The organism is Microbacterium jejuense (assembly GCF_019511665.1).
In the GTDB taxonomy this organism is placed as follows: domain Bacteria; phylum Actinomycetota; class Actinomycetes; order Actinomycetales; family Microbacteriaceae; genus Microbacterium; species Microbacterium jejuense_A.
Genome location: NZ_JAEUAW010000001.1, coordinates 352,753 through 376,432 on the forward strand (window position 1 = coordinate 352,753; position 23,680 = coordinate 376,432).

Annotated in this window: 22 protein-coding genes; 14 read left to right on the forward strand and 8 right to left on the reverse strand. The window is 71.9% G+C overall.

Annotated elements, in window-relative coordinates; all coding sequences use genetic code 11:
- Nucleotides 1-9: 9 nt before the first annotated feature.
- The 3 genes from JNB62_RS01485 to JNB62_RS01495 form a co-directional block, all read right to left on the reverse strand.
- Nucleotides 10-567, reverse strand: coding sequence for an FHA domain-containing protein (locus JNB62_RS01485; protein ID WP_220299096.1), 558 nt, complete (start codon nucleotides 565-567; stop codon nucleotides 10-12).
- Nucleotides 568-649: 82 nt separating this feature from the next.
- Complete coding sequence (locus JNB62_RS01490; RefSeq protein ID WP_220299097.1) at nucleotides 650-1,051, reverse strand: hypothetical protein; 402 nt, start codon at nucleotides 1,049-1,051, stop codon at nucleotides 650-652.
- 4 nt (nucleotides 1,052-1,055) lie between these two features.
- Nucleotides 1,056-1,844, reverse strand: a complete 789-nt coding sequence (locus tag JNB62_RS01495) for a CDP-alcohol phosphatidyltransferase family protein (RefSeq protein WP_220299098.1) — start codon at nucleotides 1,842-1,844, stop codon at nucleotides 1,056-1,058.
- 74 nt (nucleotides 1,845-1,918) lie between these two features.
- Here JNB62_RS01495 and JNB62_RS01500 point away from each other — a divergent pair, with 74 nt between their 5' ends.
- Genes JNB62_RS01500 through JNB62_RS01535 form a run of 8 tightly spaced genes read left to right on the forward strand, consistent with a single transcriptional unit; the run spans nucleotide 1,919 to nucleotide 9,182 of the window.
- Nucleotides 1,919-2,911, forward strand: a complete 993-nt coding sequence (locus tag JNB62_RS01500; RefSeq protein WP_220299099.1) for a zinc-dependent alcohol dehydrogenase — start codon at nucleotides 1,919-1,921, stop codon at nucleotides 2,909-2,911.
- Complete coding sequence (locus JNB62_RS01505; RefSeq protein WP_220299100.1) at nucleotides 2,908-3,303, forward strand: 6-pyruvoyl trahydropterin synthase family protein; 396 nt, start codon at nucleotides 2,908-2,910, stop codon at nucleotides 3,301-3,303. Before JNB62_RS01500 ends, JNB62_RS01505 begins: the two co-directional genes overlap by 4 nt.
- Nucleotides 3,300-4,370, forward strand: coding sequence for a glycosyltransferase family 4 protein (locus JNB62_RS01510; RefSeq protein WP_220299101.1), 1,071 nt, complete (start codon nucleotides 3,300-3,302; stop codon nucleotides 4,368-4,370). The genes JNB62_RS01505 and JNB62_RS01510 overlap by 4 nt, the downstream gene beginning before the upstream one ends.
- A complete protein-coding gene (locus tag JNB62_RS01515; RefSeq protein ID WP_220299102.1) occupies nucleotides 4,367-5,182 on the forward strand; it encodes an SAM-dependent methyltransferase in 816 nt (271 codons plus the stop codon). Before JNB62_RS01510 ends, JNB62_RS01515 begins: the two co-directional genes overlap by 4 nt.
- The gene (locus tag JNB62_RS01520; RefSeq protein ID WP_220299103.1) at nucleotides 5,170-6,231 is read left to right on the forward strand and encodes a lysylphosphatidylglycerol synthase transmembrane domain-containing protein; all 1,062 of its coding nucleotides are present in this window, start codon (nucleotides 5,170-5,172) and stop codon (nucleotides 6,229-6,231) included. Before JNB62_RS01515 ends, JNB62_RS01520 begins: the two co-directional genes overlap by 13 nt.
- Entirely contained in the window at nucleotides 6,224-6,970 is a 747-nt protein-coding gene (locus JNB62_RS01525) for a RibD family protein (protein ID WP_220299104.1), read from the forward strand. The genes JNB62_RS01520 and JNB62_RS01525 overlap by 8 nt, the downstream gene beginning before the upstream one ends.
- Entirely contained in the window at nucleotides 6,967-8,658 is a 1,692-nt protein-coding gene (locus tag JNB62_RS01530) for a CDP-alcohol phosphatidyltransferase (protein ID WP_220299105.1), read from the forward strand. Before JNB62_RS01525 ends, JNB62_RS01530 begins: the two co-directional genes overlap by 4 nt.
- A gap of 29 nt (nucleotides 8,659-8,687) precedes the next feature.
- A complete protein-coding gene (locus JNB62_RS01535) occupies nucleotides 8,688-9,182 on the forward strand; it encodes a GNAT family N-acetyltransferase (RefSeq protein WP_220299106.1) in 495 nt (164 codons plus the stop codon).
- 33 nt (nucleotides 9,183-9,215) lie between these two features.
- Here the strand turns inward: JNB62_RS01535 and JNB62_RS19110 are convergent, their stop codons facing one another.
- Nucleotides 9,216-10,598 carry an alpha/beta fold hydrolase gene (locus tag JNB62_RS19110; protein ID WP_223230853.1) on the reverse strand — a complete coding sequence of 461 codons (1,383 nt, stop codon included), beginning with the start codon at nucleotides 10,596-10,598 and terminating at the stop codon, nucleotides 9,216-9,218.
- 354 nt (nucleotides 10,599-10,952) lie between these two features.
- On the opposite strand from JNB62_RS19110, the gene JNB62_RS01545 reads away from it, so the two are divergent.
- The 6 genes from JNB62_RS01545 (at nucleotide 10,953) to JNB62_RS01570 (ending at nucleotide 16,959) form a co-directional block, all read left to right on the forward strand.
- Nucleotides 10,953-13,169, forward strand: a complete 2,217-nt coding sequence (locus JNB62_RS01545) for a heavy metal translocating P-type ATPase (RefSeq protein ID WP_223230877.1) — start codon at nucleotides 10,953-10,955, stop codon at nucleotides 13,167-13,169.
- A gap of 86 nt (nucleotides 13,170-13,255) precedes the next feature.
- Nucleotides 13,256-14,113 (forward strand): DUF2510 domain-containing protein, encoded by an 858-nt coding sequence (locus JNB62_RS01550; RefSeq protein ID WP_220299107.1) that lies wholly within the window; start codon nucleotides 13,256-13,258, stop codon nucleotides 14,111-14,113.
- Nucleotides 14,110-14,916 carry a sulfite exporter TauE/SafE family protein gene (locus JNB62_RS01555; protein ID WP_220299108.1) on the forward strand — a complete coding sequence of 269 codons (807 nt, stop codon included), beginning with the start codon at nucleotides 14,110-14,112 and terminating at the stop codon, nucleotides 14,914-14,916. Before JNB62_RS01550 ends, JNB62_RS01555 begins: the two co-directional genes overlap by 4 nt.
- 43 nt (nucleotides 14,917-14,959) lie before the next feature.
- Complete coding sequence (locus JNB62_RS01560) at nucleotides 14,960-15,409, forward strand: FAS1-like dehydratase domain-containing protein (RefSeq protein WP_220299109.1); 450 nt, start codon at nucleotides 14,960-14,962, stop codon at nucleotides 15,407-15,409.
- Nucleotides 15,406-15,819 (forward strand): MaoC/PaaZ C-terminal domain-containing protein, encoded by a 414-nt coding sequence (locus JNB62_RS01565; RefSeq protein ID WP_220299110.1) that lies wholly within the window; start codon nucleotides 15,406-15,408, stop codon nucleotides 15,817-15,819. Before JNB62_RS01560 ends, JNB62_RS01565 begins: the two co-directional genes overlap by 4 nt.
- 3 nt (nucleotides 15,820-15,822) lie before the next feature.
- Complete coding sequence (locus JNB62_RS01570) at nucleotides 15,823-16,959, forward strand: UDP-N-acetylmuramate dehydrogenase (protein ID WP_220299111.1); 1,137 nt, start codon at nucleotides 15,823-15,825, stop codon at nucleotides 16,957-16,959.
- A gap of 610 nt (nucleotides 16,960-17,569) precedes the next feature.
- Here the strand turns inward: JNB62_RS01570 and JNB62_RS01575 are convergent.
- From JNB62_RS01575 to aceB, 4 genes are all read right to left on the reverse strand, one after another.
- On the reverse strand, nucleotides 17,570-18,097 hold the full coding sequence (locus tag JNB62_RS01575) for an endonuclease domain-containing protein (protein ID WP_220299112.1): 528 nt from the start codon (nucleotides 18,095-18,097) through the stop codon (nucleotides 17,570-17,572).
- A 714-nt stretch (nucleotides 18,098-18,811) separates the two neighbouring features.
- A complete protein-coding gene (locus tag JNB62_RS01580; protein ID WP_220299113.1) occupies nucleotides 18,812-20,014 on the reverse strand; it encodes a pyridoxal phosphate-dependent aminotransferase in 1,203 nt (400 codons plus the stop codon).
- Between the two features lie 136 nt (nucleotides 20,015-20,150).
- Nucleotides 20,151-21,746: an isocitrate lyase gene (locus JNB62_RS01585; RefSeq protein WP_220299114.1), complete on the reverse strand. Its 1,596-nt coding sequence runs from the start codon at nucleotides 21,744-21,746 to the stop codon at nucleotides 20,151-20,153.
- 117 nt (nucleotides 21,747-21,863) lie between these two features.
- Entirely contained in the window at nucleotides 21,864-23,528 is a 1,665-nt protein-coding gene (gene aceB / locus JNB62_RS01590) for a malate synthase A (protein ID WP_374449926.1), read from the reverse strand.
- Nucleotides 23,529-23,680: the final 152 nt, after the last annotated feature.

Sequence of the window (23,680 nt, forward strand, 5' to 3'; positions counted from 1 at the left end):
CGCGCAGCGTCAGGCCCGGTCGGGCTTGATGTCGCGCGCCTCCCCGGTGTCTCCCGGGCTCGGTGCGGACTCGGGCGCCTCGTCGGTGGGCACCGTGCCCTCGCCGCGCTCTGTGTAGTCGGGGCGTGGCGGCTGAACGGGCTGGTCTTCGAGCTCGCCGCCCTCGCGGCCGCCGAACGGACGGCCGTGATCGGCGTACTCGTCGCGCTCGAAGGTGAAGCGCCAGTCGCCGAAGCGGAACTGCGCGCCCGAGCGCAGCATGATCGCCTCGGCGCCGTCGAGCGACTTCTGCGGCTCCGGCGTGGTGTTCGTCTCGGCGTCACCGTAGGTCAGCAGCAGGAACTCATCGCGGTCGTCATGGCGGATCTCGGCGTGGACGGGCTGGGCGCCCGCGACGCGCAGGTCGGCGTCCCCTCCGGAGCCGATCGTGAAGCGTTCGCCATCCAGGGGGAACTCGAAGCGCTCGGCACCCGAGACGATGAGCCGTGGGTTGCCGGCGCCCCATTCGCTGTGAGTGGTGGTGGGGACGTAACCGCCCGTGTCGGCGGCATCCACTTCTTCGGACATGGCGTTCGCCTCCTTCGTCTGCCCCCACGCTACGGCGCGAGCAGCGAGGCGGCGCGGGGCTTGAAGTGTCGGGCGAGCGGTGCTATCTCGCCGCGACGGGCTTCTGTCGCAGCACCATGACCGTGGTCACCGCGAGCAGCACGATGCCGATCGACTCGACGATCACGGTCTCGGGCACGAGCATGAAGTCCCACGTCTCGGTGATGCCGAACAGTCCCACCGTGAGCGCGAGGATCAGGGCGCCCAGGGTCGCGATCAGGAACAGCAGGCTCAGCACGGTCGCCACCTGCAGCAGGCGCCCCCGCAGGAACAGCAGGCCGAGCGCCAGCACGAGCGCCCCGACGGCATTGAGCACGAACATCACGCCGAGGATGCCGCCGACACCGTTGAACACGAGATACAGATGGATGCCGCCTGCCGCGAGGAGTGCGAGCGCACTGAGGATCAGCATGACCCTGAGCGCCGTGGTGGTCTGGGGCGCCATCGTCCTACCTGCTTTCGTCTCGAGCCCGGCCGGGATCGTGTGCCGGAGCGTTCTCGGGTGACACGAGACGCGGGCCCGTACGGTTCATCCGGACGAGCCAGAGGACATCGCGGCCGAACGACTCGACGAGCAGCGCGAGGGCGGTCCCCACGAGGACGGTGTTGGCGACCGCGGGCAGCAGCTGCGAGGCGACCACGGCGAGAGCGATGCCGCAGGCCGCCGTCACGACCTTGCGCCAGTACCGGTACGGCAGCGGGCGGGCGAAGAACGGCAGCACCCACGCGGCGGCGACGAACGCGTACCGCATGAGCCCGATCGACAGCACCCACCAGCCCAGGAACCTCGCGTCGTAGATGCTGAGCACGAGCAGCAGGAACGCGTCGACCTCCATGTCGAAGCGCCCGCCGAGCTCGCTCACGCTCGCCGTGCGCCGGGCGACGTATCCGTCGACGCCGTCCAGAGCCAGCGCGAAGGCCGCGATCGTCACCAGCAGAGCGGTGCTGCCTCCGCCGCCGAACGCCGCGACGACGAGGGCCGTCACGACTCCGACCAGCGCCGAGCGCGTGGCGGTGACGGCGTTGGCGGCGCCGAACCGCACCGTGCCGCGCCGGCGCAGCCCGAGCGACAGGAGCGTCGTCGAGACGACGAGGTAGGCGACGCCGCCGGCCCACGCGAGGGGCGTCAGCGGCGCGACGAGTCCGACGACGACGAGCATCGCGAAGCCCGCGGCCGCCCACCACCACGGGCGCGACCAGGCGGCCGGCGGCTGTGGGAACGGCTGAACTTTCGGCATGGGCGCTCCGTGTTCCCTTCATGGTCGTCACGAATGACACGACACGGAAGCCCTTTTCGGTTCATGCTGGAGGGGTGGATGCCGCAACGGCGTGGTGGACCGTCGGCCCGGGCTGGGGTGAGTTCCGGTCCGAGCCGCTGCCGAACCCTGGTGAGGGGGAGGCGCGGGTGCGCACGCTGTGGACCGGGATCAGCCGGGGAACGGAGTCGCACATCGCCCGGGGATCGGTGCCGGCTTCGGAGCGCGAGCGCATGCGGGCGCCCTTCCAAGGCGGCGACTTCCCGTTCCCCGTGAAGTACGGGTACCTCAACGTGGGGATCGTCGAGGAGGGGCCGCCCGCGCTGCGGGATCGCACGGTGTTCTCGCTGTTCCCGCACCAGTCCGGTTTCGTCGCCCCGGTCGACGCGCTCGTGCCCGTCCCGGAGGCGGTGCCCGCTCGTCGCGCCGCACTCGCGGGGGCGGTCGAGACCGCCGTCAACGTGCTGTGGGATGCCGCACCGGCCGTCGGAGACCGGGTCGTGGTCGTCGGTGCCGGGATGATCGGCTGCGCCGTCGCGCGTCTGGCCGCCGGCATCCCGGGATCCGACGTCGTGGTCGTCGACGTGGATGCGTCGAAGCGGGCTGTGGTGGAGGGCCTCGGCGCGCGGTTCGCGCTCGCCCCGGGCGGGGTGTCGGCCGTCGACGTGCCCGTGGCGGACGTCGTGATCGAGGCGAGCGGCCACGGCGCGGGGCTGCAGCTCGCTCTGCATCTCGCGCCGACCGACGGCGAGGTCGTGGTGGCGAGCTGGTACGGAGGCCGCACCGTGCCGCTGGAGCTCGGCGGGGACTTCCACTCGCGCCGGCTGACCATCCGGTCGAGCCAGGTGGGGGCCGTGGCGACGAACCGGCGCTCGCGCCGCACGACCCGCGAGCGGCTGGCGCTGGCGCTGGAGCTGCTCGTGGACCCGGCGTTCGACCTGCTGCTGGGGGCGACGTCGTCGTGGCGGCGGCTGCCTGAAATCACGGCTGCGCTCGCCGACGGCACCGCGGGCGAGCTGTGCGAGACGATCGACTGGAGCACGACATGACGTTCACCCTCACCGTGCGCGACCACCTGATGATCGCCCACAGTCTGCGCGGCGAGGTCTTCGGTCCCGCGCAGCGCCTGCACGGCGCGACGTATGTCGTCGACGCCGCCTTCCGCGCCGACCGTCTCGACGAGCACGGTGTCGTCGTCGACATCGGGAAGGCGTCCGACGAGGTGCGGGCGATCGTCGCCGCCCTGTCGTATCGCAACCTCGACGATGAGCCCGACCTGGCGGACGTCAACACGACGACGGAGCGGCTGTGCCAGGTCATCGGCGATCGCCTGGCCGCGCGCGTGCGTGACGGCGCCTTCGGCGACGCGCGGCTGACGGGCCTTGCGATCACGCTGCACGAGTCGCACATCGCGTGGGCGTCGTACGAGGTGCGGCTGTGACGGCGCCGTCGACGGCGCAGCGCCCGGGCGGCCGGGCGCGCACGGGGCAGCGCGCCGTGACGTTCCTCGTGCCCGACGGCGTCGACGACCCGGCCCGCGTCAGCGGCGGCAACGTCTACGACCTGCAGGTGCGCGACCGCCTCGACGCCCACGGGTGGTCGGCGACGACCGTGGCGGTGAAGGATGCCGGCGGTGTGGCATCCCTCGTCCGGCAGCTGCCCGACGACACGGTCCTGCTCGTCGACGGACTGGTCGCGGCCTGGGTTCCGGAGGAGCTCGCGGCGGCGGCCGGACGCCTGCGGCTCGTCGTGCTGGCGCACATGGTGGTGGCCGCATTCGCCGACGCGACGCCTGCGGAGGTCGACGCGGAACGCCGGGCGCTGGCCGCAGCGCACCGCGTCGTGGTGCCGAGCGCGTGGACGGCGAGCGAGTTCGTGCGCCGTGGACTCGTGGATGCCGGTCGCCTGAGCGTCGCCGCGCCCGGGGTGGCGGCATCCCTTCTCGATCCGGTGGTGGCGCACTCGGCGGACGCCGACGGGCACCTGCTGTGCGTCGGCGTCGTGGCGCCGCACAAGGGGCACGACGTGCTGCTCGCGGCGCTCGCCGCCCTGAGCGACCTGGAGTGGACGTGCGCGATCGTCGGGTCGACAGAGGTCGCGCCGGGGTTCGCGTCGACGGTGCGGCGCGCCGCCGCCGCCCTCGGGCGCCGCGTGAGGCTCACGGGGGTGCTCGGACGCGAAGCGCTCGCCGAGGAGTACGAACGCGCCGGACTGCTCGTGGCCCCCTCGCGGGTCGAGAGCGCGGGCATGGCCATCGGCGAGGCGCGAGCACGCGGCATCCCCGTCGTCGCGGCCGACACCGGGGGCATCCCCGAGACCGTCGCCGGAGGGGGCGCGATCCTCGTGCCGGTCGAGGACGCGGCGGCGCTCGCCGAGGCACTGCGCGCGTGGCTGACCGACGCGGCGCTGCGGCGCCGCCTTCGCGGCGAGGCGCGAGCGGCGCGCGCGGCCCTCCCGTCGTGGGACGACACGGCAGCTGCCGTGGCTGGAGCTCTGGAGTCGGCATGAGCGTGATCTCGACGGCGACCCCGACGTGGCTCGCGTTGCGCGCCGGAGCCGACGATGCCGCCCGCTCGGTCGAGCTGGCGGCGGCGTTCGCGGCGCTGATGCCGCCAGGACCCGTCGAGCTGCACGACCTGGGGGCGGGCACCGGCGGCATGACGCGGTGGCTCGCGCCGCGGCTCGGCGGACCGCAGTCGTGGGTGCTGCACGATGGGGACGCGATCATCCTGGACCAGCTCGAGCTGCGGTCGGCCGTCGACGATGCCGGTCGACCGCTCGCTGTGCGCACGGTGGTCGGGCACCTCGACGCGCTGCCGCCCGAGGCGTTCCGCGGTGCGGCCGGCGTGACGGCATCCGCCCTGCTCGACGTGGTCACGCGCGACGAGGCCGCCCGCATCGTCGCGGCGTGCGTGCACGCGGGCGCGCCCGCGCTGTTCGCGCTGTCGGTCACCGGCGAGGTCGCGCTCGACCCTCCGGACGCCGCCGATGGCGTGATCGCCCGCGCGTTCAACGAGCACCAGCGCCGCGACGCCGACGGCCGGCGGATGCTGGGGCCGGACGCCGTCGCGGTGCTCACGGGGCTGTTCGCCGAGGCCGGCTGGCACGTGCGCCGCGAGGCCAGCGCGTGGCAGCTGGCCGCCGCCGACGCAGAGCTGATCGAGGAGTGGCTCGACGGATGGGTGGGCGCGGCCGTGGCGCAGCAGCCTGAGCTGGGCGTCGAGGCGTCCGGCTACCTCGACCGCCGACGCGCACAGCTGGCTGACGGCACGCTGCGCGTCGTCGTCCACCACGAGGATGCGCTGGCATGGCCGCGCTGACGGCCACCGCCTTGCCCGCCGCCCGCCGGGTGGCGGGGCGACCGGCCGTGCGCACCGTCGTGCGCGTGGCCGCGGGCCTCGCCGTCGTCGCCGCGACGGCCCTCATCGTCGGGGTCGGCCCCTTCCTCCACGGGGTCACGGCGATCACGCCGGCCGCCGTCATCGCGGCGATCGGCCTCATCGCCGTGTCCACCGCCGCGGCCGCCTGGCGCTGGCGGGTCGTCGCCACCGGCTTCGGCATGCCGCTGCCGTGGCACGAGGCGTTCGGCGCGTACTACCGCTCGCAGTTCCTCAATGCCGTGCTGCCCGGCGGTGTCGTGGGCGACGTGCATCGCGCGTACGCGCACGGCCGCCCGCACGAACGGGTCGGCGGGGCCGCGCGTGCCGTCGCCGCCGAGCGCGTGTTCGGGCAGGTCGTGCAGTTCACCCTGACGGTCGCTGTGCTGCTGCCCCTCGCGGCGCACCAGTCCGCGTGGGGAGCGGCCTTCGCGCCGGTCGCGTGGGGCGCGGGCGGGCTCGCCGCCCTGGCGGCGCTGGGCGTGGGCGTCGCCGCGGTGCTGCCGCGGCCGCGCCGTGCGCTGCGACGTGAGTTCGGGATGCTGCGGCCCCTGCTCGTGCGTCCCGCAGCCGTCACGGCGATCGTGCTGTCGTCGACAGTTGTCGTCGCCGCGCACGTGGCCCTGTTCGTCGTGGCCGCGCTCGCCACCGGCGTGGACGCCGACCCCGGCGGACTCCTGGCGGCCGGGCTCGTCGTGCTGGCGGCATCCGCTCTGCCGATCAATGTCGGCGGATGGGGTCCGCGCGAGGCGGCCGCCGGCGCCGCGTTCGCCCTCGCGGGGTTCGGCGGCGCAGCCGGCGTCGCCACCTCGACCGCCTTCGGCGTGCTCGCGCTGCTGGCGGTGGCGCCGGGAGCGCTGGTGCTGCTCGTGGGCCGTTCGCGCGACACCAGCCCAGCGCTGACTTGGCGTAGATGTACGCGACACGCGAGCGTGTCGCGTACATCTACGCCAAGTCATCCCTCGGAGGGGGGTGCTGGGGCGGGTGGATAGACGGCCTTACGTCACCCTCAGCTGTGCGATGTCGATCGACGGCTACCTCGACAGCGCCGCGCCGCAGCGCCTCGCGATGTCGAACGCCGCCGACCTCGATCGCGTCGACGACGTGCGCGCACACAGCGACGCCATCATGGTCGGCGCGTCGACGGTTCGTCGCGACGACCCGCGACTGCTGGTGCGCGACACCGCGCGGCGGGCCCGGCGCGTCTCGCTCGGGCGGGCCGAGTCGCCCGCGAAGGTCACGGTCACCGCATCGGGCGACCTGTCCGCCGACGCCGCGTTCTTCACGACCGGAGAGTCCGCGCGCCTCGTGTACTGCCCCGCCGATCGTGCGCCGGCGCTGCGCGCTCGGCTCGGCGGGCTGGCCACGGTGGTGGGACTCGGCACCGGCGATTGCGTCACGATGGCCGAGCTGCTGGACGACCTCGGCGAGCAGCGGGGCATCCGGCGGCTCATGGTCGAGGGCGGCGGGCGCGTGCTGACGCAGTTCCTCGAGGCCGATCTCGTCGACGAGCTGCATCTCGTGGTCGCGCCGTTCTTCGTCGGCGAGGCCGACGCCCCCCGCGCCGTCGGCCCCGGCCGCTTCCCGTGGACCCCGTCGCGGCGCGCGCATCTGTTCGACACCCGGCAGATCGGCGATGTCGTGCTGCTGCGCTACGCCCTCTCGGGCCGCTGCGACCTCGGCCGGGATGCCGCCGGCGCGACCTCGCCGGAGGACGCACCGGGACCGTGAGCACGTCCGCACCCCGAGAACCCGGACACCGCGGCCGCCGCGTCGCCACGGCTCTCGCGATCGCGCTTCTGGTGGCCCTGCCGGCGCTGCCGGGCCTCGTCGTGTCAGACGCCACGCCGCTGCTGCGCATCCCCGTCGAATCGCTCGTCGTCGTGCTGCTGCTGGCGATCGTGCCGTGGCGGATGCCGCGCCTGGTGCTCGCTGCGGCGTTCGGCCTGTTCGTCACGCTGGCCCTCGTGCTCGCGGGCATCGATCGCGGCTACGAGGCCGCGCTCGGCATCCACTTCGTCCCTCTGGACTGGCCGCAGCTCGCCGACGCGTACGGCGTCGTGTCGGATGCGGTCGGGGAACCGCTCGCGAACCTGCTGGTCGCGGCGATCGTGCTCCCGGTCGCCGCATGCGCCGCCGGCCTCGCGTGGGCATCCCTGCGCGTGGCGAGGATCGTCCGAGGCTCCGCCGACGGCCGCGCGGTGCTTGCCGGCACCGTCGCGGTATGGGTGGCGGCTGCCGTCGTGGCGCCACCGCTGCGGACGACCGACCCGGTCGCGGCCGCGGCATCCGTCAGCTCGGTCGGAACGGCCGTCGCGCGGACGGTGACCGCGCTGCAGCAGCAGGAGGCCGTCGCCCGCGACATCGCCGACGACGCGTTCGCCGACGTGCCGGCCGGCCGCCTGCTCGACTCGCTGCGCGGCAAGGATGTCGTGGTCGTCTTCGTCGAGAGCTACGGCCGCGTCGCCCTCGAGGGCGACGGCATTGCAGACGGCGTGGGCCGGGTGCTCGACGACGGGGCAGCGGCGCTCGCCGCCGAGGGCTATGCGGCGCGCAGCGCGTGGCTCACCTCGCCCACGTTCGGCGGACGCAGCTGGCTCGCGCACGCCACGCTGCAGTCGGGTGTGTGGGTCGACACGCAGACCGCGTACGAACAGGTGGTGGCGAGCGACCGCCTCACGCTCACCCGCGCCTTCGCCGACGCGGGCTGGCACACCGTCGCCGACGTCCCGTCGAACACGCGCGTGTGGGACGAGGGCAGGTCGTTCTACGGCTACGACGCGCAGCTCGGTGCGAACGACGTCGGGTACCGGGGCCCGCGGTTCGGCTACGCACGCGTCCCCGATCAGTACACGCTGAAGCACTTCGCCGACACGCAGCTCTCCGGCGTCCACGGCCCGGTCATGGCCGAGATCGACCTCGTCTCGTCGCACACGCCGTGGGCGCCGCTGCCGCAGCTCGTGCCGTGGGACGAGGTCGGCGACGGCTCGGTGTACGACGCGCAGCCGGCGCAGAGCCAGGATGCGAGCACTGTGTGGCAGAACCCGCGCACCGTCCAGCGGTACTACGGCCTGTCGGTCGAGTACTCGCTCGGCGCGCTCGTGTCGTTCCTGCAGAACGTCGACGACCCCGATCTCGTCGTGCTGGTGCTCGGCGACCACCAACCGGCATCGATCGTGAGCGGGCAGGTCCCCACGGCCTCTGCACTCGCCGATGACGCGTCGAGCGGAGCCTCGGGCCGCGTGGGCGCAACCTCGCACGACGTCCCCGCGACGGTCATCTCCCGCGATCCGGCGGTGTTCGCCGCGATCGCCGACTGGGGCTGGCAGGACGGTCTGCGGCCTGGCGAGGAGGCTCCGGTGTGGCGGATGGACGAGCTGCGCGACCGGTTCTTCGCCGCCTTCGCCGCGGAGCGCTGAACCGGCGCCGCGGCTGGCAGGATGTCGGGATGACGTTCACCCTCCGCGCGCCCGTTCCCGCCGACGCCGAGGAGCTCGCGGCGCTGCACGTGTCGACGTGGCAGGAGACGTACACCGAGCTGCTGCCGGACGGCTACTTCGATGACGCGTTCCTCGACGGCCGGCGCCGCATGTGGACCCGCATGCTCGAAGAGCCGCGCGACGACCTCATCGTCCGGGTCGCCGAGGAGGACGGCCGCATCATCGGGTTCGCGGTCTCGGGGCGGCCCATCGGCCCGCATGCCGACGAGGCGCCGCGCGATCGTCACCTGTGGTCGTTGTATGTTGCTGCCGCACACCACGGCGGCGGAGCCGGGCAGGCGCTGATCGACGCGGTGCTCGGCGACGGGCCCGCCATGCTGTGGGTCGCGAAGGAGAACCCGCGGGCGATCGCGTTCTACCGCCGCAACGGGTTCGAGTTCGACGGGCTCGAGGTGATCGACGAGGGGGCGCCCTCGATCACCGACGCGCGCATGGTGCGCTGACGCGACGCTGCTGACGCCCCGCGTCGCTCTTCGTCACCCCACCTCGTCGGTGTCGTCCGTCCACGCGGCGAGGTCGACGCCGTGGTTGTCGGGTGACGCGAGAGTCCACCACTCCGGCACGTGCGCGTCGTCGGCCAGCCGCCCGCCGGCCTCCAGCGCCGCCGCGACGTAGGCCTCGACGCGGTCGCGTGGCACCGACACGTCGATGTGCGTGCGTCCGCGGCCGGCCTTCGGCGGGTCCATCGTCTGGAACCAGAGGTGCGGGCTGCGCCGCAGCGGATCGACGGCGTCGTCGGCGCCGAGGGGCTCGTACCCCAGAGCGGCGGTCCAGAACGGCCGCACGTGCGCGTCGGGACTCTGCACGACCGCGATGCCGAGCACGCGCAGCACCGAGGGATCGGGGACGAGCTCCAGGCGGCGCGCGGCGGCCGAGACCGCCGCGGCCAGCTCGACGTCGGCGGCGCTCACCGAGCCGCTGCGGTGACTGAACGTCCTGACGAAGACCCCCTCGGGGCGCAGGTCGATGTCGGGGAAGTGTCCCTGCTCTTCGGCGATCGCCACGACCTCGGCCACCAGGCGAGCGCCGTCGCCGAGCGACTCGGTGCGGAAGAAGGCGTGCGCTCCGCCGTACAGCACGCGCCAGTCCTCGACGCCGTCGGCGGCGTGGAACGCGCGGGAGCTGATGAACTCGATCTCGGGCTCGATCGTGCCGTCGCCGATCGGCGGCTGCGCGAGGATGATGCGAACCAGCTGCTGCGGCCGCGTGAGCATCGGCCAGTGGCCGGTGGGCAGGTCGACGTACGTCACGTCGCGGAACCGTGTGAACTCCTGCACGGGCTCTTCGCCGGCATCGATCCAGCCCTTGAGATCGGCCGTCGAGTACTCGGTCGAGACCGCCGTGACCGGGATGTCGTAGCGCCGCTCGTCGTGGAGCTGCTGGATGCCGGTCACGACGCCCGCCGGCGACGGCACCGCGAATGCCGCGAACGCCCCCTTGCCGCCCTCGCCCAGGTCGCGAAGGTCGGCCTCGTCGAACTCGCCCCAGTCGGGCAGCGGAAGCTCGCCGCCCTCGGGCTCGAACCCGCGCAGCAGGGGAGTGCCGTGCGCGGCCGGGAACCCGCCCACGAGGATCAGACGCGCGACCCGGTCGGGCCGGGCGTCGGCGGCGGCATAGACGATGCCCGCGCTCGCCGAGTGACCGACGAGCACGACCTGCTCGCCCGGCGCGGCATCGATCGCCTCGACGACGGCTGCGACATGGTCGGCCAGCGAGATGGTCGAGCGGTCGGCATCCACCGATCCCATGCCCGGCAGCGTGACGGGAACCGGTCTGTGCCCGGCTTCTTCCAGCGCGGGGGCGACCTCGTACCAGGCCCACCCGCCCATCCACAGACCTGCGACCAGGATGATGTCCATTTCGGCTCCTCCGGCGAATCGGGGACAGCGCCAGTGTGGCCCAGGGTGCCGACATCCGGAACCGATTCGCCCGGGCGGGAATACCGAACGAGTCGTCCGCATTGCTCTTGATACCCCTAGGGGGTATAACGGAATCATCCCTTCGATGAGGAGAACCTCGTGACCGACCCGCACCTCGACCATCACGACCACGGCGCCGCTCCGGCGCCGCAGCCGGGCGACGCCGCTCACGATCATGCCGGGCACGACCACTCGTCGCACGCCCACCATGGCGGAGGGGATGCCGCCACCGCCGCGCACGCGACGAGCGCCGCCCACGCCGACCACGGCCACGCGCCGCACGACCACGCCGCCATGACGATGGCGGGCCACGGCGCCCATGCCGGTCACGGCGCCCACGCAGGCCACGACGCCCACGCAGGCCACGACGCCCACGCGGGTCACGGCGCCCACGCAAGCCACGACGCCCACGCAGGCCACGACGCCCACGCAGGCCACGACGCCCACGCCGGCCACGACGCCCACGCCGGCCACGGCGCGCACGCGGGTCACGGCGGTCACGCCGGTCACGGCGGTCACGCCGGTCACGGCGCCGACCATGTCGCCCGGTTCCGCCGGCTGTTCTGGATCAACCTGATCCTCGCCGTGCCGGTCGTCGCGTTCTCGGGCATGTTCGCGATGGTCCTCGGCTACTCGCTGCCCGATGCGCCGTGGGTGCGCTGGGTCTCGCCGGTGATCGGCACCGTCATGTACCTGTGGGGCGGCTGGCCGTTCCTCACCGGCGCCGTGTCGGAGCTCCGCGCCCGCAAGCCCGGCATGATGCTGCTGATCGGACTGGCCATCACCGTGGCGTTCTTCGCATCGTGGGGAGCGAGCCTCGGTCGGCTGCACCACGAGCTCGAGTTCTGGTGGGAGCTCGCGCTCCTCATCGTGATCATGCTGCTGGGCCACTGGATCGAGATGCGCTCGCTCGCCCAGACGACGTCCGCCCTGGACTCGCTGGCCGCGCTGCTGCCCGACGAGGCCGAGCGGGTGACGGGATCCGGCGTCGAGACCGTGAGCCCGGCCGACCTGCGCGTCGGCGATGTCGTGGTGGTCCGCCCCGGAGGCAGCGTTCCCGCCGACGGCCGCATCGTCGACGGCGGCGCCGACATGGACGAGTCCATGGTGACCGGCGAGTCCCGCACCGTCGCGCGTACCGTCGGCGACCACGTGACGGCGGGAACCGTCGCCACGGACTCCGGACTGCGCGTCGAGGTCACCGCGACCGGCGACGACACGACGCTCGCCGGCATCCGCCGACTCGTCGCCGACGCGCAGAACTCGACGTCGCGCGCGCAGCGTCTGGCCGACCGTGCCGCGGGCTGGCTGTTCTGGTTCGCGCTCGGCGCGGCAGCGATCACCGCCGTCGTCTGGAGCGCGATCGGGATGCCGGACGAAGCGGTCATCCGGACCATCACGGTGCTCGTGATCGCGTGCCCCCACGCTCTGGGCCTCGCGATCCCGCTCGTCGTGTCGATCGCCACCGAGCGCGCGGCCCGTGGGGGCGTCCTCGTGAAGGACCGCCTCGCGCTGGAGAGCATGCGCACGATCGGCGCCGTCCTGTTCGACAAGACCGGCACGCTCACCAAGGGCGAGCCGACCGTCGTCGACATCGCGGCGACCGCCGACATCGACGCCGACGCCGTGCTCGCGCTCGCCGCATCCGCCGAGGCCGACAGCGAGCACCCGCTCGCCCGCGCCATCGTGCGGGCGGCCGAGGAGCGCGGCCTCGCGATCGCGCCTGTGACCGGCTTCCAGTCCTCGCCGGCGGTCGGCGTCACCGCGACCGTGGCCGGCGCAACGGTGCGGGTGGGCGGACCGCGCCTGCTCGACGAGGTCGGCGGCTCCGATATCGCGGCCGCCGAGGTCTGGCGTGAGCAGGGGTCGATCGTGCTGCACGTGGTGCGCGACGGCGAGGTGGTCGGCGGGCTCGCGCTGGCCGACGAGATCCGTCCCGAGTCCCGTGAGGCGGTCGAGGCGCTCCACACGCTCGGCATCGAGGTCGTCATGATCACGGGGGATGCCGAGCCCGTCGCCCGTTCGGTCGCCGAAGCCCTCGGCATCCGGCGCGTCTTCGCCGGCGTCCGCCCCGAAGACAAGGCCGCGAAGGTCGCGGAGCTGCAGGCCGAGGGACTCAAGGTCGCGATGGTCGGCGACGGCGTGAACGACGCCCCGGCCCTCGCCCGCGCCGACGTCGGCATCGCGATCGGGGCCGGCACCGATGTCGCCATCGGATCGGCCGGTGTCATCCTCGCCTCCAGCGACCCGCGGTCGGTGCTGTCGGTGATCGAGCTGTCGCGCGCGAGCTACCGCAAGATGACGCAGAACCTGTGGTGGGCCGCCGGCTACAACCTCATCTCGGTGCCCCTCGCGGCCGGCGTCCTCGCCCCCATCGGGTTCGTGCTGCCGATGTCGGTCGGCGCGATCCTCATGTCGCTGTCCACGGTGGTCGTCGCGCTCAACGCCCAGCTGCTGCGCCGCCTCGACCTTTCGCCTGAGGCGAGCGTGCGCGCGGTGCTCGACCGCTGACGCTTCGGACGAGTGGATGCCGGCGGCCGCGGCCGCCGGCATCCACTCGTCTCTTCGCGGCGGCGCGCCGGAGATAGGGTTTGAGCATGACGACGACTCCTCCCGGCTGGTACGACGACGGTCACGGCGCGATGCGCTGGTGGGACGGCGTCCAGTGGACGGAGCATGTCGCCCAGCCCGACCCGGTGCCGTCTCCGGCGCCCAGCGAGGCCGAGATCGTCGCCGCCCAGCTCGGGTTCGAGCAGCCGGCCGCGGCACCCGCCGATACGGCGGCGGCCGCCTCCCTCGCGCAGCAGCAGCCTGTCGCGCAGCCGCCGTACGGCGCCGCCCAGGCCGGGACGCCGCAGTACGCGCCCGCGCACTACCCCGCGGCGGACCCCGCCTACGCACAGCCCCCGTACCCGGGCGCCGCGCCGGGAGGCGCGTTCGCGGCCGCCACCGAGCCGCGCTCCTCGTCCAAGCTCTGGATCGTGTGGGTCGTGCTCGGCGTCGTGCTGCTGGGCATCGTCATCGCCGTCGCGGTCGTGGTGCCGCTGCTGATCCTCAACGCGACCTCGGGCGGCACCGCCGCGCAGACCGAGGACGAGAAGGTCGCCGTCGGCGCCGTGCAGACGTACGACCACGCGTGGCAGACCGGGGACTGCGACGAGCTCCTCGCTGTGACCACCGAGGAGTTCCGCGCCGCGAGCCAGTACGTCGACTGCGAGACGTTCGAGAGCGACGCCGCGAACTTCGACGACACGTTCGACGACTACGAGCTCGCGATCACCGACGTCGTATCCGACGGCGACGAGATCGAGGTCACCACGAGGGAGACCTACACCCTCCTCGTCGACGAGAACGGCGACCCCGCCGACCCGTCGTCGGGAGCGACCGTCTACCACTACACGCTGGTGCCGGACGGCGCCGTGTGGGTGATCGACGACCTGTACTACGACGAATGAGCGCGCCCGGCACCCAGCGCCCGCCGCACGACACGCGCTTCTACCTCACCTGCATCGGGATCGGCCTCGCGGCCGGTGTGCTGTCGGGTCTGTTCGGCGTCGGCGGCGGCACCGTCATCGTCCCCTTCCTGGTCATGTTCCTGCACTTCGACCAGCGCCTCGCGGCGGGCACCTCGCTCGCCGCGATCGTGCCGACGGCGGCCGTCGGCGTCGTCTCGTACGCGGTGACCGGCTCCGTCGCCTGGATCCCCGCTCTGCTGCTGGCCGTCGGCGCGGTGTTCGGAGCGCAGATCGGCACGTGGCTGCTGCCGCGTCTGTCGCTCACGGTGCTGCGATGGGCGTTCGTCGGGTTCCTGATCGCCGTCATCGTGAGTCTCTTCCTCGTCATCCCGTCGCGGGACGCCGAGCTGGTGCTCACCTGGGGGAGCGGAGCCGCACTGGTCGTCGTCGGTCTCGGGACCGGCATCCTCTCGGGTCTCATCGGCGTCGGCGGGGGCATCATCGTCGTCCCGGTGCTCATGGTGCTGTTCGGCACCAGCGACCTGGTGGCCAAGGGAACGTCGCTGCTCATGATGATCCCGGCCGCGGTGTCGGGCACGTTCGGCAACATCCGGCGCGGCAACGTCGACCTCGTCGCGGCGGGCGTCGTCGGCGTCGCCGCGTGCACCACCACCGCCCTCGGCGCCTGGATTGCGACGCTCGTCGACCCGTTCGTGGGCAACGTGCTGTTCGCCATCTACCTCGCCTTCATCGCCGTGCAGATGGCCCTGCGCGCCTGGCGCGGCCGCCGGCGCCCGGCCTGACCGGGCCGCCGGGGCGTCGCAGCCTGCTCGGTAGGATGGCAGGGTGCCAGTGAACCCCGAGCTCGTCGGCCGCGACTTCCCGCCGACCGCCACCTACCTCGTGGGTCGCGAGAAGGTGCGCGAGTTCGCGCGCGCCGTCTTCGCCGACGACCCGCAGCACACCGACCCGGCCGCCGCGCAGGCCCTCGGCTACGCCGACGTCGTCGCGCCGCCGACCTTCGCGATCGTCGTGACCGACGCCACGCTGCAGCAGCTGCTGTCGGAGCCCGACTCGGGGATCGTGCTGCAGAACGTGCTGCACGCCGAGCAGAAGTTCCGCTACTCGCGGCCGATCGTCGCGGGCGACAAGCTCACCGCGAAGCTGTCGGTCACCGGCATCCGGGCGATGGGCGCCGCCGCCATGGTGACGAGCGAGTCCGAGATCACCGACGCCGCGGGCGCGCACGTCGTCACCACGACGTCGGTCCTGCTCGTGGGGGAGGGCGAGGCATGAGCGCGCTGACCGGTCTGACCGTCGGCGACGTCGTCGCCGAGCGCACCGTCCACCTGACCCGCGAGTCGCTCGTGCGCTACGCGGGGGCGTCCGGGGACTTCAACCCGATCCACTACCGCGACGACGTCGCCGCCGCCGTCGGACTGCCGGGCGTGCTCGCACACGGCATGCTCACGATGGGCCTCGCCGTCGGCACGATCGAGTCGTGGCTCGGCGACACCGGTCGCATCCTCGAGTACGGCGTGCGCTTCACCAAGCCCGTCGTGGTCGATCCCGAGACCGGCGCCGACGTCACTGTCGTCGCCAAGGTCGGCGCCGTCGACGACGAGTCGGCGCGCATCGACCTCACCGTCTCGTTCGAGGGCGCCACGGTGCTCGTCAAGGCCCAGGTGCGGGTGCGGACCGTCTGACGCATGCCTGAAGCGACCCCCATCCCGCTCTCGCGGCTCACGACGCTGCGCACCGGCGGCATCCCCGAGCGCATGATCGACGCGCACACCACCGACGAGCTCGTCGAGGCGCTGCGCGACGTGTGGGCGTCCGGCGACGAATGGCTCGTCCTCGGCGGCGGCTCCAACCTGTTCGTCGGAGACGCCCCGTTCGAGGGGACCGTCGTGCGGGTGCTGACCCAGGGCATCGAGAGGATGCCGTCGCCCATCCCCGGCCGCGCACGCCTCCGCGTGCAGGCCGGCCACGACTGGGATGCGGTCGTCGCCTACGCCGTCGCCGAGGGCCTCGGCGGAATCGAGGCCATGTCGGGCATTCCCGGAACCGTGGGCGCCGCCCCCGTGCAGAACATCGGCGCGTACGGTCAGGAGATCGTGCAGACGCTCAGCGAGGTGGAACTGCTCGACGAGTCGACCGGCGACGTGTCGCTGGTGCCGGCGCCGGAGCTCGGCCTGGGATTCCGCACGTCCGTGCTCAAGCACCACTACGGCTCGGTGCCGGCGCGGCGCGCGGTCATCCTGTCTGTCACGCTCGATCTTCCCGAGGTGGGGGTCGGTCCCCGCCGCATCGCCGGCGACCAGCTCCGCACGGCGCTGCGGCTCGGACCGGCCGACGAGGTGACGCTGGAGTGGGTGCGTGACCGCATCCTCGAGACCCGCCGCAGCAAGGGCATGGTGCTCGATCCGGACGACCCCGACACGTACAGCGCCGGGTCGTTCTTCCAGAACGCCGTCGTGTCGGCATCCTTCGCGCGCACGCTTCCCGACGAGTGCCCGCGCTGGCCCGTGCACCCCGACCTCGACCCGGTTCTCGTGATCCCGCTGGAGAACTTCGACGGCAACGTGCCGACGCCGGCGGCGGTGGAGTCCGACGTCAAGGTCAGCGCCGGCTGGCTCATCGAGCACGCCGGCGTCCGCAAGGGCTTCAAGCTTCCGCGCTCGCGCGCCGGCCTGTCGACCAAGCACGCCCTCGCGCTGACGAACCGCGGCAGCGCCACCGCCGCCGAGCTCGCCGAGCTGGCGCGATTCATCCAGGGCCGGGTGCAGTCCGAGTTCGGCCTGATCCTGCAGCCCGAGCCCGTGCTGGTGAACGTCGAGCTCTGACCCTCACGCCGTTCCTTCACGTGCTCGATCAGTACGTCACGCTGTGTGGGCGTGAGGTTCGCCAGTGCAGCGACCACGGCCGCCATCGTCAGTGGTCGTCCTATGGGGTTCCCCTTCGTCGGTCCTCAGAGTGACGACGAACAGCGCCCGGCGATCTCGACAGCGAGAACCGGATGCCTCGGCCCCAGGCATCCGGTTCGTCAACCTCGCCATCCCCCTGGCTAACGTGACGACTCGCCACGATCGTCGCGGTGTCCGTGCGGTTCTTGGCGACTCGCGTGGGTGTCGGGTACGTCGTTGCGAGGTCGCCGGGCGTTCGGTACTCGTGGTCTCGGCGGGTCGCCCCGTTCGGCGCGGTGTCCGTGCGGTTCTTGGCGACTCGCGTGGGTGTCGGGTACGTCGTTGCGAGGTCGCCGGGCGTTCGGTACTCGTGGTCTCGGTGAGTCGCCCCGTTCGGCGCGGTGTCCGTGCGGTTCTTGGCGACTCGCGTGGGTGTCGGGTACGTCGTTGCGAGGTCGCCGGGCGTTCGGTACTCGTGGTCTTGGCGGGTCGCCATGTTCGGCGCGGTGTCCGTGCGGTTCTTGGCGACTCGTGGGCTTGAGCCGTCGGCTTACGCCGCGAGAAGGCGGCGGATGCGTGCCGCCAGAGCGGCGAGATCGTCGAAGTCCCGCCGCGTCACGACCGTCACCCGATAGCCGAGGGACTCGAGCTCTGCGCGGCGCACCTCGTCGCGGCTCCACTGGTCAGGGTCTCGGTGGTAGTCGCCGTAGTACTCGACCACGAGCTTCTGCGCCCGATAGAAGATGTCGACACGTGCGACGAACCGCGTTCCGTCGTAGATCGGGATGTTGCAGTCGGGTCGTGGAAGCCCCGCAAGCTCGAGCGCGCAGCGCAGCTCCGACTCCCGCGGCGATTCGGATGCATCCGTGCACAGGTCGAGTGCGCGACGACGATTCTCGGCGCCCGGAGCGTGGGGCGAGGCGCCATGAACCGCGATCAGTTCATCCTTCGTGCAGTGACGCCGTCGTCGCGAGATGAGGTGGTCCGTCACCGCGACGAACGCGGGCAGGTCGAGGTCTGCGGAGAGGTCCAGCCACGTCCGCGCCGCGCTCGTCGACCGCACCCCGTGTCGCGTCACGACATCGGCGAGGCCGACGCGCAGAGAGCGTCCGCGAATTCCTCGACCGCGCAGCCGGTTGCGAGGATGCGTCACCGCGATAGTGGGTCGACCGAAAGCATCGCGCCGAACCTGCGGAGGCAGCGGGAGCCCGAGAATCGCGGCGGCGGTAGGGCCGCACGCGAAGGCGTGCGGAGGCACGGTCCGCATGAGCAGGCCGAGTCGGGCGACATCGTCGAGGTCACGGACGGCGCGCGCTCCGCGGAAGGGCTTGCGGAGCCTCCGACTTCGGAGTTGCTGCTCGTCCAGCCCGGCATCTCGCCCCTCTGCGAGCGTGAAGGCGGGAATGAGGGCCTGAGGCAGCGGAGGGTTCGGCATTTCTCGATCGTTCCTGCCGGCTGATCGGTGTGACGTCGCCTCGGCTCGATCTGTGGGCAACCTCCTCAGAGTGCCGCGTGGGGAGGAGCGTCTCTCCGCATCGCCTCTCCCGCGTCCGGACGGTTCGCCACGTTCTGCGCGCCGGCCGCGGCGTTCGTGGCGACTCGCCAAGATCGTGCGGGCGCGGGGCCGGCGACAAGCGCGGGCCGTCCGGACGGTTCGCCACGTTCTGCGCGCCCGCCGCCGCGTTCGTGGCGACTCGCCACGAACTACCGGAGCCCGGCCCGAAAACGCCGTCAGCGAAGAGAGACGTGGATGCCTCGGGCCGAGGCATCCACGTCTCTGAAGGTCGGAGCGTCAGGAGGCGAACAGGCGCTGCAGGCGCTGCACACCCTCCAGGAGTGCGTCGTCGCCGAGGGCGTACGACAGGCGCAGGTAGCCGGACGGGCCGAAGGCCTCACCGGGGACCACGGCGACCTCTGCCTTGTCGAGGATGAGGTCGGCGAGCTCGAGCGAGGTCGTCGGGGTGACGCCCGCCCACTCGCGGCCGAGGAGGCCCCGCACGTCGGGGTAGGCGTAGAACGCTCCGAGCGGAGTGGGAACCTCGACGCCGTCGATCTTCGACAGCTCGGCGACGATCGTGCGGCGACGGCGGTCGAAGGCCTGACGCATCTGCTCGACCTCGTCCTGCGGGCCGGTGAGGGCCGCGATCGCGGCACGCTGGGCCACGTTGTTGACGTTCGAGCACAGGTGGGACTGCAGGTTGCCGGCGATCTTGATGGCGTCCTTGGGGCCGAGCATCCAGCCCAGGCGCCATCCGGTCATGGCGTACGTCTTGGCGACGCCGTTGACGAGGATCGTCTGGTCGGCAGCGGCAGGCACGGCCTCGACGATCGAGACGGCCTTGGTCCCTTCGTAGACGAGGTTCTGGTAGATCTCGTCCGAGATGATCCAGATGCCGTGCTCGACGGCCCACTCGCCGATGGCCTTCGTCTCTTCGAGTGTGTACACCGAACCGGTCGGGTTCGAGGGCGACACGAAGACGAGCGCGACGGTGCGGTCGGTGCGTGCGGCCTCGAGCTGCTCGACGGTGACCTTGTAGTCCTGGTCGGCGCCGGCGAAGACCTCGACGGGCGTGCCGTCGGCGAGGGCGATCGCCTCGGGATAGGTCGTCCAGTACGGCGCCGGCAGCAGCACCTCGTCGCCCGGGTTCACGACGGTCTGGAAGGCCTGGTACACGGCCTGCTTGCCGCCGTTGGTGACGATGACCTGCGACGGGTCGATCTCGAGGCCCGAGTCGCGCAGCGTCTTGGCTGCGATCGCCTCGCGCAGCGCGGGAAGGCCGGCGGCCGGCGTGTAGCGGAAGTTCGCCGGGTTCTGCAGCGCCTCGGCTGCGGCATCCACGATGAACTGGGGTGTCGCGAAGTCGGGCTCGCCGGCCGCGTACGAGATGACGGGGCGGCCTGCGGCCTGCAGCGCCTTCGCCTTGGCATCGACCTTGAGGGTCGCGGACTCGGCGATGGCGGAGAGTTTGCGGGAGAGCGGTGCGCGTTCGGTCACGCCTCGAGCGTAGTCCGCGAGCGGCCGCGGGTCAGCCGCCGATCGGGCGGCGGTGGCCCGCGACGAACACGAAGAACAGTGGATGCCGCCACCCGGCCGGGTGGCGGCATCCACTGTCGCACTCGTGGCGCGTGACTCAGCCGAACTGGTTCATCGTGTTGTGCTGGCCTCCCGCCTTGAGGGCGGCCTCGCCGGCGAAGTACTCCTTGTGGTTGTCGCCGATGTCGCTGCCGGCCATGTTCTGGTGCTTGACCGTGGCGATGCCCTCGCGGATCTCGCGGCGCTGCACCCCCTTGACGTAGGCGAGCATGCCCTCGTCGCCGAAGTACCCCTTGGCGAGGTCATCCGTCGACAGGGCCGCCGTGTGGTACGTCGGCAGCGTGATGAGGTGGTGGAAGATGCCGGCGCGCGCGGAGCCGTCGCGCTGGAACGTGCGGATCTTCTCGTCGGCCAGGCGCGCCAGCTCGGTGTCGTCGTACGCGACGCTCATGAGGTCGCCGCGGTCGTACGCCGACACATCCGCGCCCTGCGCGGCGAGCTGGTCGTACGCCTGCTGGCGGAAGTTGAGCGTCCAGTTGAACGACGGGCTGTTGTTGTAGACGAGCTTGGCGTTCGGGATCTCGGCGCGGATGGCATCCACCATCCCGGCGATCTGCTCGACGTGCGGCTTCTCGGTCTCGATCCACAGCAGGTCGGCGCCGTTGCGCAGCGAGGTGATGCAGTCCAGCACCACGCGCGCCTCGCCGGTCCCGGGGCGGAACTGGTACAGGTTGCTGGGCAGGCGCTTCGGGCGCAGCAGCCTGCCGTCGCGCTTGATGACGACGTCGCCGTTGCCGAGATCGGCGTCCGAGATCTCTTCCGCGTCGAGGAACGAGTTGTACTGGTCGCCGAGATCGCCCGGCTCGCGCGTCACGGCGAGCTTCTGCGTGAGGCCGGCGCCGAGCGAGTCGGTGCGAGCCACGATGATGCCGTTGTCGATGCCGAGCTCGAGGAACGCGTAGCGGACGGCGTTGAGCTTGGCGATGAAGTCCTCGTGCGGGACCGTGACCTTGCCGTCCTGGTGGCCGCACTGCTTCTCGTCCGACACCTGGTTCTCGATCTGGATGGCGCAGGCGCCCGCCTCGATCATCTTCTTGGCGAGCAGGTACGTCGCCTCGGGGTTGCCGAAGCCCGCGTCGATGTCGGCGATGATCGGCACCACGTGGGTCTCGTGGTTGTCGATCTGCGACTGGATGAACTCGGCCGCGGTCTCGTCGCCTGCGGCGCGCGCGTCGTCGAGCTTCGTGAACAGCAGGTCGAGCTCACGCGCGTCGGCCTGGCGCAGGAACGTGTAGAGCTCCTCGATGAGCGCCGGCACCGCTGTCTTCTCGTGCATCGACTGGTCGGGGAGCGGCCCGAACTCCGAGCGCAGTGCGGCGACCATCCAGCCCGACAAGTAGAGGTACCGCTTGTTCGTGGACTTCAGGTGCTTCTTGATCGAGATGAGCTTCTGCTGCCCGATGAAGCCGTGCCACACGCCGAGCGACTGCGTGTAGACCGACGAGTCGGCGTCGTACTCCGCCATGTCGCGGCGCATGATGTCGGCCGTGTACTGCGCGATCTCGAGCCCCGTGCGGAACCGGTTCTGGGCGCGCATGCGGGCAACCGACTCGGGGTCGATGGCATCCCATGTCGATCCGTGCTGCTCTTTGAGCGCCCGGATGGCCTCGATGTCGTCGTTGTAGGTGGTCATGGTCGTCTCCTCCGGAGTGGGGTGTTCGTGTCCCGAAAAGTGGCCCTCATGTCCCGATCTCCACCGCGTGGGAGGTCCTTTGCGGCGGAAATCGGGACATGGATGACGGATGCCGCGTCACTCGGCCTGGGTCAGGTAGCGGTTGTAGGCGGGCAGCGTCAGGAACGCCGGGAACTCCTGACCCAGCGCGACCTCGCGGAAGATCTCGGCCGCGTCGTCGAACCGGTCGCCGTCGCGGCGCTCGGCCTCGCCGAGCACCTGCGAGATGAGGTCCTCGATGTAGTCGCGCGTGATCGGCGTGCCGTCGTCGGTCGTCTGGTCCTGGTGGATCCACTGCCACACCTGCGACCGCGAGATCTCGGCGGTCGCGGCATCCTCCATGAGGTTGTCGATCGCGACGGCGCCGAGCCCGCGCAGCCACGCCTCGAGGTACCGGATCGCGACCGACACGTTGGCGTGGACGCCGGCCGCCGTGATCGGACGCCCGATGTGCACGTCGATAAGATCGGCCGCGGTCACCGACACCTCGGGGCGCTGACGCTCGAGCTGGTTCGGGCGGTCGCCCAGCACGGCGTCGAACTCGGCGCGCGCGGTGGGGATCAGATCGGGGTGGGCCACCCACGTGCCGTCGAAGCCGTCGCCGGCCTCGCGCTTCTTGTCGGCGGCGACCTTCTCGAACGCGCGCGCCGTCACCTCGGAATCGCGGCGGTTCGGGATGAAGGCGCTCATGCCGCCGATCGCGAAGGCGCCGCGCCTGTGGCACGTCTGCACGAGCAGCTCGGTGTACGCCCGCATGAACGGCACCGTCATCGTCACCTCGCTGCGGTCGGGCAGCACGAACCGGGCGCCGCGGCCGCGGTAGTTCTTGATGATCGAGAAGATGTAGTCCCAGCGTCCGGCGTTCAGGCCCGCGACGTGGTCGCGCAGCTCGTAGAGGATCTCTTCCATCTCGAACGCGGCCGGCAGCGTCTCGATCAGCACGGTGGCGCGGATGGTGCCGTGCGGGATGCCGACGTACTGCTCGCTGAACGAGAACACGTCGTCCCACAGCTTCGCCTCTTCGCTGGACTCCAGCTTGGCGAGGTAGAAGTACGGGCCGCGGCCGTTCGCGATGAGGCGCTGCGCGTTGTGGAAGAAGTACAGCCCGAAGTCCACGAGCGACCCCGACGCGGCGAGCGTGCGGCCCGTTCGGTCGGTGAAGCGCAGGTGCGCCTCGGGCAGGTGCCAGCCGCGCGGTCGCATCACGATCGTGGGCGTCTCGGTCGCGGTGACCTCGTAGCGCTTGCCCTCGGGGCTCGTGTACTGCAGCTCGCCGCGGATGGCGTCGCGCAGTGACAGCTGGCCCTCGATGACGTTCTTCCAGGTCGGGCTGGTGGCGTCCTCCTGGTCGGCGAGCCACACCTTCGCGCCGGAGTTGAGCGCGTTGATCGTCATCTTGGGGTCGGTCGGGCCGGTGATCTCGACACGGCGGTCCTCGAGTCCGGGCCCGGCGCCGGCGACCTGCCAGTCGGCGTCCTCACGGATGTGGCGCGTGTCGTCGCGGAACTGCGGGTCGTGGCCGTTGCCGATCTCGAACCGGCGGCGCATGCGGTCGGCGAGCCGGTCGTGGCGCCGCGCGCCGAAGCGCTGGTGCAGCTCGATGAGGAACGTGATCGCCTCCGGCGTCAGGATCTCGTCGTAGCGGGGGCCGAGGCGGCCGGCGATCTCGAGCGTCGGCTGGTGGGTGTGGGTGGGGATCGGTCCGGTGCGGGTACGCATCGGGGCGGCGGTCGCAGGTGTCATGTCCCTGCCTTCCTGTGTGCGGGTGCGGTGTTGGGGGAGGGATGCCGCCACCCGGCGTGTGGGCCGGGTCCGGCATCCCGTGATCCGCGTTCTGGATCGATCGGTTGTGCGTGAGTCCACTATCCGGTGAAGATCCAGGCGTTGAACGACGA

What these genes read in the sequence shown, in the direction of transcription:
- JNB62_RS01485 (WP_220299096.1), bottom strand. Translation starts at nt 567, where the DNA reads ATGTCCGAAGAAGTGGATGCCGCCGACACGGGCGGTTACGTCCCCACC.
- JNB62_RS01490 (WP_220299097.1), bottom strand. Translation starts at nt 1,051, where the DNA reads ATGGCGCCCCAGACCACCACGGCGCTCAGGGTCATGCTGATCCTCAGT.
- JNB62_RS01495 (WP_220299098.1), bottom strand. Translation starts at nt 1,844, where the DNA reads ATGCCGAAAGTTCAGCCGTTCCCACAGCCGCCGGCCGCCTGGTCGCGC.
- JNB62_RS01505 (WP_220299100.1), top strand. Translation starts at nt 2,908, where the DNA reads ATGACGTTCACCCTCACCGTGCGCGACCACCTGATGATCGCCCACAGT.
- JNB62_RS01515 (WP_220299102.1), top strand. Translation starts at nt 4,367, where the DNA reads ATGAGCGTGATCTCGACGGCGACCCCGACGTGGCTCGCGTTGCGCGCC.
- JNB62_RS01520 (WP_220299103.1), top strand. Translation starts at nt 5,170, where the DNA reads ATGGCCGCGCTGACGGCCACCGCCTTGCCCGCCGCCCGCCGGGTGGCG.
- JNB62_RS01535 (WP_220299106.1), top strand. Translation starts at nt 8,688, where the DNA reads ATGACGTTCACCCTCCGCGCGCCCGTTCCCGCCGACGCCGAGGAGCTC.
- JNB62_RS19110 (WP_223230853.1), bottom strand. Translation starts at nt 10,598, where the DNA reads ATGGACATCATCCTGGTCGCAGGTCTGTGGATGGGCGGGTGGGCCTGG.
- JNB62_RS01545 (WP_223230877.1), top strand. Translation starts at nt 10,953, where the DNA reads ATGACGATGGCGGGCCACGGCGCCCATGCCGGTCACGGCGCCCACGCA.
- JNB62_RS01550 (WP_220299107.1), top strand. Translation starts at nt 13,256, where the DNA reads ATGACGACGACTCCTCCCGGCTGGTACGACGACGGTCACGGCGCGATG.
- JNB62_RS01555 (WP_220299108.1), top strand. Translation starts at nt 14,110, where the DNA reads ATGAGCGCGCCCGGCACCCAGCGCCCGCCGCACGACACGCGCTTCTAC.
- JNB62_RS01565 (WP_220299110.1), top strand. Translation starts at nt 15,406, where the DNA reads ATGAGCGCGCTGACCGGTCTGACCGTCGGCGACGTCGTCGCCGAGCGC.
- JNB62_RS01570 (WP_220299111.1), top strand. Translation starts at nt 15,823, where the DNA reads ATGCCTGAAGCGACCCCCATCCCGCTCTCGCGGCTCACGACGCTGCGC.
- JNB62_RS01585 (WP_220299114.1), bottom strand. Translation starts at nt 21,746, where the DNA reads ATGACCACCTACAACGACGACATCGAGGCCATCCGGGCGCTCAAAGAG.
- aceB (WP_374449926.1), bottom strand. Translation starts at nt 23,528, where the DNA reads ATGACACCTGCGACCGCCGCCCCGATGCGTACCCGCACCGGACCGATC.